Origin of the sequence: Microcoleus sp. B9-D4 (assembly GCF_036705105.1) — a bacterium.
Taxonomy (GTDB): Bacteria; Cyanobacteriota; Cyanobacteriia; order Cyanobacteriales; family Microcoleaceae; genus Microcoleus.
This window is the reverse complement of record NZ_JAUBTS010000099.1, coordinates 1-15791: the sequence shown is the minus strand read 5'-3', so window position 1 is coordinate 15791 and position 15791 is coordinate 1. Positions and strand designations below refer to the sequence as shown.

The following is a 15791-nucleotide window of genomic DNA, read 5'->3' as shown; positions in this document are numbered from 1 at the left end:
CGTCCAAAAAGGACGGGCGGGACGCCCATCCCACAATAACAATTAAAATTGTAAGTTATTTAATTCGCGATCCTTAGTTAAAGAGTCGAATCCGCAAAAAACTCGACTCCATACCCGCGCTAGGAATTCTTGCGCTGTGCATCCTCACCGCCTTGGCGCTTCCGATAAGACTTAGCCCAAGCATAGCGCTGCGGATTTTTTTGCAGCAGATATTCCACAACTTCCCGACGCTTCTCATCCTTAGCATTTTTGACAACCTGCTTGAGTTCGGAATCTATATCTTCTGATTCAGCACCGCGTTTAATTGCCTCGTTAAACCAACGCTCACCCTCTGAAAATTGACTCCGCTCAAAACAAATAGCTCCCATCAAAGTGTAAGGATGATGACTCTGAGGCTGATACTCAATAGCTTTGAGCGCGCACTTTTCAGCATCATCTAATTTATCAATATCTCGGAAAGCACCGCCCCTCGTTGTTAGCAAAGCGGACTTGAGCTTATTTTCTTTGATTTGGTCGAAGTCCAGATTTTCTGTCACCTGCAATGCACTTTCCGGTTCATCTGCCTTGCGCCAATGACTGCTGGCGTTGGGCAAGTTCCATTTATTTCCAGTGCGCTCATATTCCTCCTCATAGAAACGCGCTTCAAGCCTGTGGTAGGCAATAGCAATCCTTCCATGACTAGCTAAAAGTTTCTGTTGTATTAACTGAACAACTAACACAGGATCTAGACGCTCTTCTTTCTCCAATTTGACCATGATTGCGTAAAACGGATCGAAAGGGAAATCACGATCTATAATCCGATACTTGACCTTGAGAGCAGCAAATTCCTTTTCTTGGGCAAAAGTAATTACATCCTCACGTCCATTCTGTTTCACCCAATCAATATCAGCCTCACTCAACAGCTCTCCCGATTGGATTTTGGATTTCAGACTAGCAGCATATTTGTCAATAGCAAAAGTAATTACATCATCACGTCCATTCTGTTTCACCCAATCCAAATCAGCCTCACTCAACTGCTCTCCCGCTTGAATTTTGGACTTGAGACTAGCAGCATATTTGTCAAGCGCCAGAGTAATTGTCTCAGTTAGTTTACGCTTTTTCAGAAAGTTAATATCCGGCTCACCTAGCGGATTTTCTAAATCAATTTTTTTGAGAACTTTATACAGATGGCTAGAGAGGGATGAATCCTCATAAGTAGTAGCTTTATACTTAACTTTCAGTTCAGCAAAGTGCCGTGTTTGTTCCATCTCCAAAACAATGCTAAGCGTTTCGCTAAGTTGATGCTCTTCCAGCCAGTTAAGTTCTGACTCGCTCAACTGCTTATCTGCCTCAAGATTTTTCAGGATGGGATACAACGGACTTGATACAGATGTTTCTGGGTATTCACTAGCTTTGTACTTATCCTTGAGTTGGGCAAACTCAGCTTCTCTTACAGCTTCTTTTTCTTGAAGAATTCCCAGGGTGTCAAATAGTTCTTGTTTCTTCAGCCATTTAACCTCTGAATCATTTAACGGTTTTTCAGCTTCTAGTTTATTCAAAATTTGATAGAGATGACTTTCAGGCAATGAGTCTTGATGTTTTGTGGCTCGGTACTTAGCCTTTAGTGCAGCAAATCGCGCCATATCTTCAACGATAGCAACTGTTTCAGTAAGCCCGTGTACTTGTTGGAGATATTTAACTTCTAAGTTAGTTAGCTGATTTTCTGATTCAAGTTTCCAAAGGATAGGATACAAAGCACTGGACATGGGTACCCCTCTGGTTACTTTAAACTTAGACTTGAGTTGAGAAAATTTAGCATCGAGTTTTTTGGGTTCTTCCTTCTTACGTTGTGGCTCTTGCTCGATAGCTTTTCTTGTTTCCAAAAGCTCATGCTCTTGTAACCAAATCCACTCAAATTTAGTAATTTCCAATTCTAAATCAGCTTTTCGCAGAATGAGATACAGAAGACTAGAGGGAGATGAATCTTCATATTTTGTTGCTTGATACTTGGACTTCAGCGCTGCAAAATGTTGCACCTGGACTTCAAAAGCGTCGTTGCTCATGGTGAATCCCCCGATTTATACTTCTAGCCGCTACACAACCATCTCCCAGCATTCCGCGATCGCCCGCAGTCAAAACCCAAACTTTTTTAACTGAAAACTCATCCAGATGGTAATATTATTTTAACAGTTCGGTTTCACCAACTACAGCTACAAACCTCAGTATTTTCACTGAAATTTATAATAATTAGTACCTAAAGCCCCCTCCCTCATTCCATCAAATAATCGGTCATATATTCACCCGGATCAAACCGATAAAATAGTTCTCAACTCCATGAAATACAGATATGCGGTAGGGAAACAGCACGGCGCTGTGTCCTGAAATGTGCTGTCTCCTGAATGTAGGGCAGACAATTGAGAATCGCTACAGCAATCCTATTTTAGTTGTGAACTAATTTTTTTCACAGTAAACTATCCATTAAATCCATAACGCGGATAGCCTCATCTGACAAAGATAGAGATTCTTGTTGATTGAGGTGATGCTCCAAAACTCCTTTGAGCGCAATCAATTTCAGGCTATTTTCTGCTAAAGTCTCAGAAATAGCTTGCGCTCCCGGCAAATAGCCGATCGCCCCCAAGTCCATCAAAGCCGATCGCCTCAACTGCAAATTAGCCCCATTCAAAGCACTTACCAACCGCTCTCCGTAAACCCGCTCACCAGTTAACTGATACATCGCCCGCGCCGCAGCGTACTGCACCCGCTCCACAGAATGTTCTAAAAAAGGTGAAATTAGCGGTATTGCTTCTGTCGCTTGCAGGGTTCCCAAAGCTTCAATTACCGAGTCGTAAGGTTGCACGAGGTGCGATTTTCCTGGCACTCGCACAGCCACAGCTACGCCCCCATCCAATAGCTTCATTAGCGGCTCAATAGAATCGCGATCTCCCAGCATTTCTAGAGCTTGAGCCGCCGCTTCCCGCACGTAATAATCGGCGCATTCCAAACAGCGAATCAGGGCAGGTAAGGCTTGTTTGTCGCCCAATTTACCCAGGGCCCGCGCCGCATTTCGCAATAGGGAATAGTCGCCGATTTTCGTTTGTTCTGACTCTTCTTCCAATGCGGCAATTAAAGCTGCAATAGCTGCCGGTTCCTTGACTCGAAATCTGCCCACCCACCAAGCAGCATAATACCGGAGACTGTAATCTTGGGAGTGCAAATTTGCGATCGCCTGTTCAACAGTTAAAGACTCGCCCTCAGCTACACCCGCCGGCGGTGAGTCGGATTCGTAATAATTCATAGTCATTAGTTATTAGTTATTAGTTATTAGTTATTCGGCTCTTGAAATGGCTGCTATCCAGAAAAAACCTGCAAGGGTTAGGGAAACTGGCCGATTAAAATCGCTACTAAACAGACAAAACCCGCCGGGGCGGGTTACATTAACTCTTAGTCCGCTTGGAGTGGACGAAAGTTTGTCTAGGAGCGATTTTCATCGCCCCTTCTAGCTTGTGTCGGAGCGATTTTCATCGCCCCTGCAACCAAACTATTGGTGATCGTGGGATGATTCATGGGATGATTCATGGGATGATTCTGCACCCGCGTTTAAAGGATGAATGCTGACAATTTTCCCGCCCATGCGAGTAATCCGCTGCATTTCTTGATTCATCCGATTGTAAGGCACAGTGATAAATGTACTCGCGCTCGATCGAATCGAATAATCCACATTATCTGTTTCATCGCTTTGGCGCAAGCCGACAACTTCATACCGAAAGCAGCGACTAGCCGAAGCTGTATTGCCACTTTTTCCAGCTACAATTTGACCCAACATAAGCTTCTTGGTAATTGGTAATTCTGACTGTTGACTATTGACTGTTGACTGTTGACTGTTGACTAAAAGCTAGTAACTGCCAACTGCCAACTGCCAACTAATACCAATTTTTTATGAGGCTGCATAGAATCTGATCCCCCCTAACCCCCCTTAATAAGGGGAGTAGGGGGTGGGACAAGATTCTTCTCAAAGTCCCCCTTCTTAAGGGGGATTTAGGGGGATCGAGATATGTGCAACTTCACATTAAATTGGTATGACTAAATTGGAGTAATGCTGGCGATTTTCGCGCCCATGCGTTGAAATTTCTGCATTTGCGAGGACAACTCCTCAACAGGTACGATGAAAGCCTTGCTGCTGCGGCGCACGCTGGGATAGCCGCCCGTGCGAATTCCCGAAACTTCCACGCGCACCAGCCGCCCTTCTTTGCCGTAAGCAGCAGCGCCGCCGAAAGTGCTGCTGGGAGTTACGTTTCTGGCAGAAGGCCGATATGCCCAACCTTCGTTACCGCCAGAAGGCCCAACTACAGCCGTAGCGCTGTTAGTGCCGAGTTCGACAGCTAAGCGAGAGTTATTGCCTTCTAGTTGAGATGTATCGCTGTTTGCATAGCCGCGATACAACCGGAACATCCGGGTAAAACCGACGGTTTTTTGACCACGCTGGGTGTTAAAGCCGCGGTAGTAAGGTACGATACTTTCGCCGAAGTTTTCTTGATACTCTACTGAATCGATGTAAGAATCAATATCAGCGTCGTAGCCTTGTGTTTGGTACAAATCTAAGTGCTCAACTACTTCAGATTCGTCGTAGGGAGCGCGACCGAGCAAGTGTTTGTAGTTTAGTTCGATCGTCCGAGTTTGGAAGCTGTTGTAGAAAAACTTGGTTTTGTACAGTTCTGACTTAGCTACAGCCCGTACAAATTCTCGTACAGTCAAACTGCCGTCCCGCAGCAAAGACTCGGAACTTGTAAGTCGCTCGGATTTCATTAAATAGTCGTTGCCCAGCACCTGACGGTAAACCGCACGAATCACAGTTTCAACGTCGTCTTTGCTGTAGTTCGGGCGCAGTTCTACCTTCGGCGCATCGCTCAATGCGGATGTTCCCAGTCTGGACGCTGCTGTCGTAATCGCCACCAGATTTTCTCCTAAATTATTAATGACAAAAGTTTAATGCTTGGTTGCACTTGAAATTTTTAGGACTAAGGATAATATGCCTCAAAGTAGGGTGTGCACTGCACACCTTACCTATACACATAAAATTGAAGAATTTTTTATCCTTAGTCCTAATTTGCTAAAGACGTTTCAAAAAAACGTCAATACACAAACTTTAAGCTGTGGTAATACTTACCACTTTGCCGCCACGTTTGTTGATTTGCTGCAAGCGGCTCGAAAGTTGCTCGTAAGGCACGAGATATTCGGTAGTAGTCCGTCGCACTTGAGGCGAAAACTTAGCCGAACCTTGCATTGCGGTGACTCGGTAGAGTTGCCCGCGAGAACCGCCGGAGGTACCGCCAAGGGCTTTTCCGGTGGAGGCGGTGGAGATGGGTGAAGCCGTATTTCTGGCAACTTCCCAGGTTAGCCGCGCTTGCTTTTGGTTTTGGGCGCGATCGCTAGAAGCAAAACCCCGGTACAATTGAAACATCCGGTTAAAACCGACGGTTTTTTGACCTCTTTGAGTCGCAAAACCGCGATAGTAAGGCACTATACTTTCGCCAAAATTTTCTTCATACTCAACTGAGTCAATGTAAGAATTGATTTCAGCTTCGTAGCCTTCTGCATTGTATAAATCAACGTGGAAAGCAATTTCCGACTCGTCGTAAGGAGCGCGGCCCAACAAATGCTTATAATTAAGCTCGATTAAGCGCGTTTGCGAGTTCGGATAAAAAAACTTTTTCCGATAAGTTTCGGAATGTGCAATTGACCGCACAAAATCTTTCACTGAAATCTGCCCCTGCATCAGCAGAGATTCAGCACTGGTAAGTCGTTCGCTCGACATTAAATACTCGTTGCCGAAAACTTGGCTGTAAGCAGCGCGAATAACTGCTTTCGCATCGTCTTGCGTCCAGTGGGGGCGCAGTTCTACTCGTCCCGCTTCTTCAAATGCTTTTATTCCCAACCGTTCTGCTGCACCTAATCCCGCCATCTTCGCTTCTCCCTTTTTTGCTTTAAAAACTGAAAACTGCTTAAAAAAAGTATTTGCAAAACTAGGCTTTGATCGCAGATGCCCGGAATTCTAAACAACCGCTAACACTTAAGCTAACAGCAGCTTACAATTCCGGGCATCACGCAAATCTAGCTCAGAGCGTTGATTGCGTAGTCGATGTAGGAATTCGCTTCAGTTGCAGCGTCGCCACTCAGACCGTGGTTGCCTTTGATGTACTTGAGAGCTTCAACGTACCAGCTAGGAGACAATTCAAATGTCCGGTTGATTTCGTCAACACCTGCAATCAGGTACTCGTCCATCGGACCTGTGCCGCCTGCAACTAAGCAGTAGGTTACCATCCGCAGGTAGTAGCCGATGTCGCGAGAGCACTTGGCTTTACCTGTTGGGGTAGAAGCGTAGTTAGGGCCTTGCATTTGTTGCGTGTACGGGAATTTGTTGTACACAGCTTGAGCTGCACCGTCGATCAAGCGCTGAGAGTTGGCGGTCAAAGCCTTGGCTGCTTCCAAACCTGCTGCTGCTTGGCGGAAACGTCCGAAGGCGACTTGCAGTTCAGTGCTGCTCAGGAAACGGCCTTGAGAATCGGCTGCGGTTACTGCTTCAGTCAAAGGGGTTTTCATTGTTCTGGTTTCTCCCTAATGTTGTGTTGTTTTTGTACAAAAATGATTGTTTGCAAAAATGCGATGCTCGCTTCTTTACAAGAAAGGTTCGCTGGGCTATTTTTAGCCGACTGCATTGGCAGCGCGGTCGAAGTAGCTGCCGATTTCAGACATCAGCGAGCTGCAATCACCACGGGTAACGCCGTTGGGGTCGTTAGCGATCGCGATTGCTGCTTCCTTCATTTTTTGCACGCCGGCTGCAACTGAGCCACCGGGAACTCCCAGAGCTTGGTATGTTTCACGCAGACCGTTCAAGCAGCGGTCGTCCAAAACGCTGGCGTCGCCTGCAAATGTTGCATAGGTGACGTAGCGCAAAATGATTTCCATATCGCGCAAGCAAGCTGCCATGCGGCGGTTGGTGTACGCATTGCCACCAGGAGCGATCAGTTGAGGCTGTTCAGCGAACAGGGTGCGAGCTGCATTGGCTACGATGCTGGATGCGTTGCCGGTGATGCGGTTTACTGCGTCAATCCGCTTGTTGGCGTCGGAAACCATGCTGCTGAGAGCATCTAGTTGACCCTGAGCTAGAAATTCGCCCCGAGCGTCAGATTGGGAAACCACTTTTGTAAATGCGTCAAACATGAAAGAACTCTCCTATTTGAGTTAATTGAGTTTGGTTGCGGTATAAAACCGTTAAGTTAAAGTTGTTCAGGCTACGAGTGCCTGCAAGGGTTGAAATTTGATGCCAGCTAATCTGCTGGTCCCATCGATCTCTCCCTTTCCGCTACCTGCACTATTGTTACATTGCAACGGAGGTTTAAGAAACCTTAGAAAATTTTACACCTTTTATGAGATGCGACAAACCTTGTCAATCAGGGTTTTTGTTAACTTTGGCCTGTCGTTTCAACCCTCTGATAATCTTTATACAATGCTCGCCTGCGTTTGTTTATTACAAATTATTACAGAAACTTATCTCTCTAAGAAGGTAAATATTTGGGGTGCAAGTGCGGGCAAATCTCCTTCCTAGGATAGATGCGCGAGGGTACTCATAAACGAAGAGTTTGCTTCGATCGCCCTGCTGTGGGGGTGGAACTGCCAGGAACCGTCCCGTGGGCAGATCGCCTTTGTTGGCTTTCTCTGGAAAAGCGGAATTGTTAAGAAGTGTTAAGTAAATTAAAGTTTTCGTAAAAGAAGGCTAGGGAATAGGGAAAAAACCAAAAATTCTGCCCAATGTCAGGAGGCCTGCAAAATTCGGTGTGGGAAAAATCCCCAAGATTGTGAGCCCCCTCGCCACAGCCTCAGCTTTTGCCGGAAATATCAGCCGTTGAAAGTAGAAAGACCGGGCCCGGTCTTTCATAACGCGGGGATGCTTGGTCTGGGGAGTCATTGGATTTGACCCCAGACCAAGCATCTACTGTTTGTCCTGCTGCGGTTGCAAAAAAACTTTCTTCATCTATATATTGACATCCGTTCCACTAAACTTACCCATAGCTACCCAAATATCGACATAGCTAGACATAGGTGATTTTGGTGTTAACTTCCTGTTTCACAGTAGCGACAACATGACTGTTGTCGGGTTTGTCTACTCCGCAGGCTGATGCGGTGGAACTCACCGCCTTCTCAGAACGTTCCGGTACAAAAATACCTTCAAACCAACGTTCTATGTTCTTGGCTGCGTTTAAATCACGGTCTTGAATATTTCCGCAATCGGGACATTCAAAAACTCGGACTTTCAACGGCATCTTGTGCCGATGATTGCAGCAACTTGAGCAAATTTGACTGCTAGGGAAGAATCGATCTACAAGCGTCAACTCGGAGTTAAACTTTTGGGTTTTATATTCCAATTGCCGCTTAAATTCGTACATTCCGCAATCAGCGATTGCACCAGCTAACTTGTGGTTCTTCAAAAATGCCTTGACATTCAAGTCTTCGATCTTGACCTCACTGTGGTTTTTGGCGAGGTAAGTTGTCAGCTTGTGAATGGCGTCTTTTCGGATGTTTGACACTTTTAGGTGCAGCTTGGCTAGTTTAGCGATTGCCGAATTGCGGTTGTTAGACCCTTTCACTCGCTTGCTAACACGGCGTTGCAGGCGTTTCATTTTACGACTCATCCCACGGTAAGCTTTGGGATTGGCAAAGACTTGACCGTTAGAACAAACAGCTAATTCTTTGATGCCGATATCGACACCAGCAGTAGGACGGTCAGGTGGAGTTGCGGGCTGTTCAATTTCGTATTTAAAAGCAATGAACCATCTGTCGGCTTTTCGACTGATTACACAGTTGTGAAATGCCGTAATTGGTAATGGTTCGTGCAGCCTAACCCAACCAATTTTAGGTAACTTGACACGCTTGCCATCGTTATTAATTCCTGGTTTTGCTTTGGTTCCTTGCTCTAGGTAGAAAGAGTCACCTGACACACCTTTTTTCTTGAACCTAGGTTGGTTAGATACCTTTTTGAAGCATCTATCCCAAGCCGTTCTCAATTCAGTCAGAGCCTGCTGCGGACTTGCCTTAGATGACTCGTAATACCAGGGATGCAGAGGTTTAATTTCCCCTACTAAACGCTTGTGAAGATCGATAGCGGAAGGAATCTTAACCGTTTTGTCGGCTTCCCTGAGTTTCAAGGTTTCAAGGATGATTGAATTCGCCCAGTTGTAAGCGTGTCTTGCTACCCCGCAATGTTGCCGAAATCTAGTCACCTGCTTATTGTTAGGCATTAATTCCGTCCTGAAGCTGAGTAACATTTGCTTTTACCTCATTTCTGCCTTACTCTTATTGTATGCGGAATTAATGCGGAATGACAAAATGCCTAGAAAAAAGATCTACAGCGAGCCTAAGCGTAAAGTCAACCTAAGTCTGACCGAGACTGCTACTAAGTGGCTAGAGTTCAAGCAAGTTGAACTTACTGCAAGCAGTCTTAGTGACGTTATCGAGAGGCTGGCTAGAGAGTTACCCCAAAATTCCATCAATGGGTAACTCTGTCCAAGAATTACGTTACAGTTTCAAACCCCGGCCGTACCGCAGGATTCCAAGAATCACTGCTTGGGCTTCCGTCAAGCTTATGACGGGGCTTTAAACCCATTATTTTTGGTAAGGTGGATAAGTGCTATCAGCCGTAGGCGTACAAAGGGCGCGATCGAGCCACCAGACGCATTGAAGTTAAAAGCTTTTTGCTTCCCCGGCATCGAACGGCCCCAAACCAGTCCCAAGTTAAACAGTTTTTTATTCAAAACTCAAAACTTAAAAGTCTCTCACTGTAATCAGCCACATCCATCGGCTGTAGCTGTCCGGCCACAACCACCTTTATGCCCCATGATCGATCGTAATTTATGTCTTCAAATTCTCCCTCTTCTTGGCACACCGTAGCAATTGACCAAACTCTCCAGCAGCTAAGCAGCAACAAAGACGCTGGCTTGAGCAGCAAACAGGTGTCAGAACGCTTGCAGCAATACGGCCCCAACGAACTAGAAGAAACAGGAGGCCGCAGTCCGTGGTCGATTTTTGTCGATCAGTTCACCAACATCATGTTGTTGATGCTGATGGGTGTGGCCGTGATTTCGGGTTTTTTGGACATCAGGTCGAATACTTTTCCCAAAGATGCGATCGCCATTTTTGCGATCGTCATACTCAACGGCATTCTCGGCTATTTCCAAGAGCAAAGTGCTGAAAAAGCCCTCGCAGCCCTTAAAAACCTCGCTTCCCCCCTAGTCAGAGTCCTGCGGGACGGCAAAACTTCGGAAATAGCCGCCAAGGAACTCGTACCCGGAGACGTAATGCTGTTGGAGGCTGGGGTAAAAATAGCAGCAGACGCACGCTTGATCGAAACATCAAATCTGCAAGTCAGAGAATCTGCTTTGACAGGAGAAGCTCTAGCAGTCACCAAGCAAGCAGAGCTAGAACTTCCAGAAGATGCTTCCTTGGGCGATCGACTCAACCTGATTTTTCAGGGCACAGAAGTTGTTCAGGGACGAGCAAAGGCGATCGTCACCAACACTGGAATGCAAACTGAACTGGGCAAAATTGCCACCATGCTTCAGTCAGTAGAAAGCGAACCGACTCCCCTGCAACAGCGGATGAGCCAGTTGGGAAATGTTCTAGTCTCCGGAGCCCTAAGCTTAGTCGCAATTGTCGTCATCGGCGGTATGATTACCTTCCAAAACGGCAGCATTGGGTTCGATACCAGCAGGTGGGAAGAGTTGTTAGAAGTTTCTCTAAGCATGGCTGTGGCTGTAGTTCCCGAAGGACTCGCAGCAGTCGTGACAGTCACTCTAGCACTCGGAACTAGGCGGATGGTGAAGCGAAACGCCCTGATTCGCAAACTGCCTGCTGTAGAAACTTTGGGATCGGTAACTACCATTTGTTCTGACAAAACAGGTACTCTGACTCAAAACAAAATGGTAGTTCAGCTAGTGTCTACGGGCGACTGCACAGTCGCCGTCGCAGGATCTGGCTATGCGCCGATCGGAGATTTTACCGATCGCCTGACATCGGCCAAAATTAATAATTTAGAGGAATATCCAGAACTCGAATCTTTATTAATTGCCTGTGCAGTTTGCAACGACGCAGTGTTGCAACAAGAAAAGCAAGAATGGCAGATATTAGGCGACCCCACAGAAGGAGCTCTGCTTTGTGTAGCCGGAAAAGCAGGCATTTATAAGGAAAAACAGTCTCAATTGCTACCACGGACGGCGGAATTTCCTTTTTCTTCGGAACGCAAGCGGATGAGCGTGATTTGCGAAGTGCCCGGCAGATCGGGACATTCGGGATTTCCCGCAGAAACAGGACAGCAGTCGAATTATTTGATGCTGACCAAAGGTTCTCCAGAGTTGACCTTGGAGCGCTGCAAAGGCATTATAGTCGGCGATCGAGTACAACCTTTAACCCAGGAAATGCGCGATCGCATCCTCGTCGAAAACAACAACATGGCAAGCGGCGGTTTGCGAGTCCTCGGGTTTGCGTACAAACTCTGGGAAAACTTGCCGCCCGAAGGTTCTGAGGAAACCAGCGAACAAGACATGATTTGGCTGGGACTCGTCAGTATGCTGGACGCCCCGCGGCCGGAAGTGCGGGAAGCTGTGGTTAAGTGCCGCAATGCTGGCATTCGGGTGGTGATGATTACAGGAGACCACCAGTTGACAGCCAAAGCCATCGCCTACGATTTAGGTATTGCAACAGAGGGCGATCGAGTTCTCACCGGTCAAGAATTAGAAAAACTCAGCCAAGAAGAACTCAAACAGCAAGTCGAACAGGTTAGCGTTTACGCCCGCGTCTCCCCCGAACACAAATTACGGATTGTCCAAGCTTTGCAAAGTTGGGGCAAATTTGTCGCCATGACCGGCGACGGAGTTAACGACGCCCCCGCCTTGAAACAAGCCGATATCGGCATCGCAATGGGGATTACCGGCACCGATGTCAGCAAAGAAGCTAGCGATATGGTGCTCCTCGACGACAACTTCGCAACTATTGTCGCCGCCGCTGAAGAAGGGCGAGTGGTTTATAGCAATATTCGCCGCTTTATTAAATACATTTTGGGCAGCAACATCGGCGAAGTTTTGACAATTGCGGCCGCACCTTTAATGGGTTTGGGAGGAGTGCCGCTGACGCCGCTGCAAATTTTGTGGATGAACTTAGTAACAGACGGCGTTCCCGCTTTGGCCTTGGCGGTGGAACCGGGGGAACCGAACGTGATGAAAAGACCTCCTTTCAGTCCGCGAGAAAGTATTTTTGCGCGGGGTTTGGGTTCTTACATGATTCGGATCGGGATTATTTTTGCAATTTTGACGATCGCAATGATGTCCTGGGCTTATGGATATACTCACTCTCCCGGACACGGCGATCCAGATGCTTGGAAAACAATGGTGTTTACAACTCTTTGTTTGGCACAAATGGGTCACGCGATCGCAATTCGGTCTAACACTCAGCTAACTATCGAGTTAAATCCCTTGACTAATGTTTTTGTCTGGGGGGCTGTAATTGTGACTACTATTCTGCAATTGATGCTGATTTACGTTCCGCCGCTGAGAGCCTTTTTCGGCACTCATTATTTAACGGGGTTTGAGTTGTTGGTTTGCTTCGGTTTCAGCGCTCTGATGTTTGTCTGGATCGAAATGGAAAAACTGTTTGTGCGCTTTTACAACAAATCTAGGAAATAGTGTTAACGGCTGACGGATAAGGAGCGATGTTTCATTATTCGTTAGATGGCTCTCATTCCGCGCTCTTCTCAACATCCGCAAGATATCCCGCAGGGGTTTTTAACCCCTGCCTCAAAGCAAAAGTCCTCGCTATGAGGACTGAAAAAACTATGTTTTAAAAATACAAAGAAAAACAAAGATTTTTCAGGCAGGGTGATTATCAATAACCCACGTGAACAGTCAACAGTCAACAGTCAACAGTCATTATATTATGTATTTAAAAACGCTGCACCTACGGCAGTTTCGGAACTACTTCGATCAAAAGGTAGCGTTTGACGCTCCCAAAACCATTTTAGTAGGAAATAACGCTCAAGGAAAATCTAACTTGTTAGAAGCGGTAGAGTTGCTTTCCACATTAAAAAGCCACAGGGTAGGGCGCGATCGCGATTTAATACTCGACTCAAAGCCGATCGGGCAAATTGATGCTACACTCGAACGTCAAACCGGAGCGATCGACTTAGCTTTAACTCTTCGCTCTGCGGCGCGTCGGACACTGAAGCTCAACGGTGAACCGCTGCGCCGCCATTTAGACTTTTTGAGCGTCTTAAATGTAGTGCAATTTTCTTGTTTGGATTTGGACTTAGTGCGCGGCGGGCCCGAAGGAAGGCGCAATTGGATCGATCGCCTCGTCATCCAGTTAGAACCGATTTACGCTCACATCTTGCAGCAGTACAACCAAATTTTGCGCCAGCGAAACGCTCTGTTGAAACGTTCTAAAGAAATCAGGAAAGCGGAATTTTCCGAAGGTTTTGACAAAATGCGATTTATCGGATATGAAACTCCCGAAGACCAAAATATCGCAGAATTCCCAATGCCCAATGCCCCATTCCCAATGCCCCATTCCCAATTCCCCATTCCCAGTTCGGAATTAGCTTTGTGGGACGCGCAGTTGGCGACAGCGGGCGCTCGCGTCATCCGCAGGCGCGATCGAATTTTGGAGCGTTTGATGCCTTTAGCTCGAAATTGGCACCGTTCAATTAGCGGTTCAGCAGAAGTTTTAGATGTAAAATACGATGCTAATATTGAAGTAAGTTCAGAATTTATCGCTAAAGATAATCTCGAAGGAGTGCGGCAAGCATTTTTAGAGAAAATTCAAAAAAGGGCGATCGCAGAACAGTTTCAAGGAACCACTTTAGTCGGCCCCCACCGCGACGACATTACATTTACCATTAACAATACCCCAGCTCGTCAATACGCATCCCAAGGTCAGCAGCGAACTCTGGTATTAGCATTAAAATTAGCCGAATTGCAGCTTATTGAAGAAGTCGTCGGCGAAGCGCCTTTACTGTTGCTCGACGACGTACTTGCAGAACTCGATCTGAGCCGCCAAAATCAACTTTTAGAAACAATTCAAGAACGATTTCAAACTCTGATTACTACAACTCATCTAGGCGCTTTTGATGCTCAGTGGCTGCGACAAACCCAAATTCTCTCCGTCGTTGCTGGACAAATCAATCGATTTTAGATTTTAGATTTTAGATTTTGGATTGACAAATTTTATGTTTCATGGTATTAATGCAAAAAAAATTGAAAAATTGGCATTATTAGCTCAATTCGAGATAGGATAAAGGTTAATTTTGATTGCCGCTTTCGCTTCCATTTTTCTAAACCTTATGAAGCATTACATTTCCCGTCTGTTAGCCCTGGTATTAGTTGTTGTCATCGGCGTAGCGGGCTGTACCAATGTTCCGGCCACTCTGAGTGGAGATTATGGCCAAGACACATTAGCATTAGTGAAGAGCTTGAGAACAGCGCTCACTTTGCCAGAGGGCACGCCGGAAAAAGCAGCCGCTCAAGCGGAGGCTCGCACAAGTATCAACGATTTTTTTGCTGCCTATCGCCGCGATCCCGCTCTTACCAAGCTGGCCTCTTTCACGACAATGCGGACGGCATTAAACTCTTTGGCAGGACATTACAGTTCCTATCCAAACCGTCCCGTTCCTGAAAAATTGAAAAAGCGTCTTGAGTCAGAATTTCAGCAGATTGAAGCTGCTCTTAACAGAGGAGCTTAATCTCAAAATTTAGGATCAAGGATAAATTTTAACTCTTTTGGCGTAAGTCCCGCGCTGTAATTGTACTCAATTGGGCGTCGGGATATAAGCCAAGCAAGGCTTGTGAAAAAGAGCGACAAGTTCCTATTTATCTAGCAAAAAACGTGTAAAATATAAGTGGTTGCGACCCACCCACTCGACTGCAAACAACAGGCGAAAGTAGCAGTAAGATGCTTGGCCCCGGACAACTGCGAGAGAAAGGGGGAAAGAACAGACCGCTGGTTGACAAGGTACGCCCTGTTGTGAAATATAATCCATGTTTGTTGTACGAAATAGTTTTTTGCCTTGGGAAACAGGGTTTATGCGTGGGTTCCCTAGGAAGGGATAAAGGGTGTAAAAGCCTTTCTTATGCTGTGTCAGACTCGGATCGTCTTGGGTGACGAATACCCAGCAATGGGATACCCAACGCCCGCAACGGCAAACGAGACACGAAGCCCGAACTATAACGGTATTCCGTTTAGTTTGGGTATTTCACTAATTCATCTTTCATCCTTGATATTTGAGTGTTAACAATTTTTAGTAGAAATATCAACTGCTTTTAGCGCCCACTGTATTCAGGCGCTTTTTTATGCAGCATTTAGGGAAAAAATACTGCAAAACGGTTTAATCGCCGAGTCTTATCTTACCCGATCGCCCTTATGGAATTTAAATAGCCGCCAGATAGAATTTGCATTGTGCGATCGACTTGTGCCATAACTAGGTCAACCGAAAAAAGTAGAAAATTTGTAGCTGCTTGTTGAGCGCGATCGCAAAAATGCGATTGCCACCCAATTTAAACCAGAAAACCCCATTCAATTCTCCCGTCAATCACCCGGCGCTGCTCGGAGTATCGAGACAGCGCGGGCACAGAAAGAGCCTAGTTGACCAGTCTAAGTGGTTCGCCCACTAGGTTTAAGGTAAGTGTTGAAGTACCTACTGGAGGATGCGTGCTAGTCTTCCGCTCTAGAACTTAAAAGTTAAACAGGTGTAAGGGTTAAGCCAGTGCTTTTAAGAT

11 protein-coding genes are annotated in these 15791 nt (G+C 46.2%); 3 read left to right on the top strand and 8 right to left on the bottom strand.

Annotation, left to right across the window (positions count from 1 at the left end):
- Positions 1–119 precede the first annotated feature (119 nt).
- The 8 genes from QUB24_RS31410 to QUB24_RS31375 all read right to left on the bottom strand — a co-directional run bounded on the left by QUB24_RS31410 (position 120) and on the right by QUB24_RS31375 (position 9299).
- Positions 120–2042, bottom strand: coding sequence for a hypothetical protein (locus QUB24_RS31410; protein ID WP_333157468.1), 1923 nt, complete (start codon positions 2040–2042; stop codon positions 120–122).
- 398 nt (positions 2043–2440) lie between these two features.
- Positions 2441–3280: a HEAT repeat domain-containing protein gene (locus tag QUB24_RS31405; protein WP_333157467.1), complete on the bottom strand. Its 840-nt coding sequence runs from the start codon at positions 3278–3280 to the stop codon at positions 2441–2443.
- A 237-nt stretch (positions 3281–3517) separates the two neighbouring features.
- Positions 3518–3802 carry a phycobilisome linker polypeptide gene (locus tag QUB24_RS31400; protein WP_333157466.1) on the bottom strand — a complete coding sequence of 95 codons (285 nt, stop codon included), beginning with the start codon at positions 3800–3802 and terminating at the stop codon, positions 3518–3520.
- 257 nt (positions 3803–4059) lie between these two features.
- The gene (locus QUB24_RS31395) at positions 4060–4929 is read right to left on the bottom strand and encodes a phycobilisome linker polypeptide (protein WP_333157465.1); all 870 of its coding nucleotides are present in this window, start codon (positions 4927–4929) and stop codon (positions 4060–4062) included.
- Positions 4930–5122: 193 nt separating this feature from the next.
- Positions 5123–5938, bottom strand: coding sequence for a phycobilisome linker polypeptide (locus QUB24_RS31390; RefSeq protein ID WP_333157464.1), 816 nt, complete (start codon positions 5936–5938; stop codon positions 5123–5125).
- A gap of 149 nt (positions 5939–6087) precedes the next feature.
- Entirely contained in the window at positions 6088–6576 is a 489-nt protein-coding gene (gene cpcA / locus QUB24_RS31385; RefSeq protein WP_006631256.1) for a phycocyanin subunit alpha, read from the bottom strand.
- A gap of 102 nt (positions 6577–6678) precedes the next feature.
- On the bottom strand, positions 6679–7197 hold the full coding sequence (locus QUB24_RS31380) for a phycocyanin subunit beta (protein WP_333037001.1): 519 nt from the start codon (positions 7195–7197) through the stop codon (positions 6679–6681).
- A gap of 869 nt (positions 7198–8066) precedes the next feature.
- Positions 8067–9299: an RNA-guided endonuclease TnpB family protein gene (locus QUB24_RS31375; protein ID WP_333157463.1), complete on the bottom strand. Its 1233-nt coding sequence runs from the start codon at positions 9297–9299 to the stop codon at positions 8067–8069.
- Between the two features lie 585 nt (positions 9300–9884).
- Here QUB24_RS31375 and QUB24_RS31370 point away from each other — a divergent pair.
- The 3 genes from QUB24_RS31370 (at position 9885) to psb27 (ending at position 14758) form a co-directional block, all read left to right on the top strand.
- Positions 9885–12707 carry a cation-transporting P-type ATPase gene (locus QUB24_RS31370; RefSeq protein WP_333157462.1) on the top strand — a complete coding sequence of 941 codons (2823 nt, stop codon included), beginning with the start codon at positions 9885–9887 and terminating at the stop codon, positions 12705–12707.
- A gap of 250 nt (positions 12708–12957) precedes the next feature.
- Positions 12958–14211, top strand: a complete 1254-nt coding sequence (locus QUB24_RS31365; protein ID WP_333157469.1) for a DNA replication/repair protein RecF — start codon at positions 12958–12960, stop codon at positions 14209–14211.
- Between the two features lie 148 nt (positions 14212–14359).
- Positions 14360–14758: a photosystem II protein Psb27 gene (psb27, locus tag QUB24_RS31360; protein ID WP_242717360.1), complete on the top strand. Its 399-nt coding sequence runs from the start codon at positions 14360–14362 to the stop codon at positions 14756–14758.
- The last annotated feature ends 1033 nt before the right edge of the window (positions 14759–15791 follow it).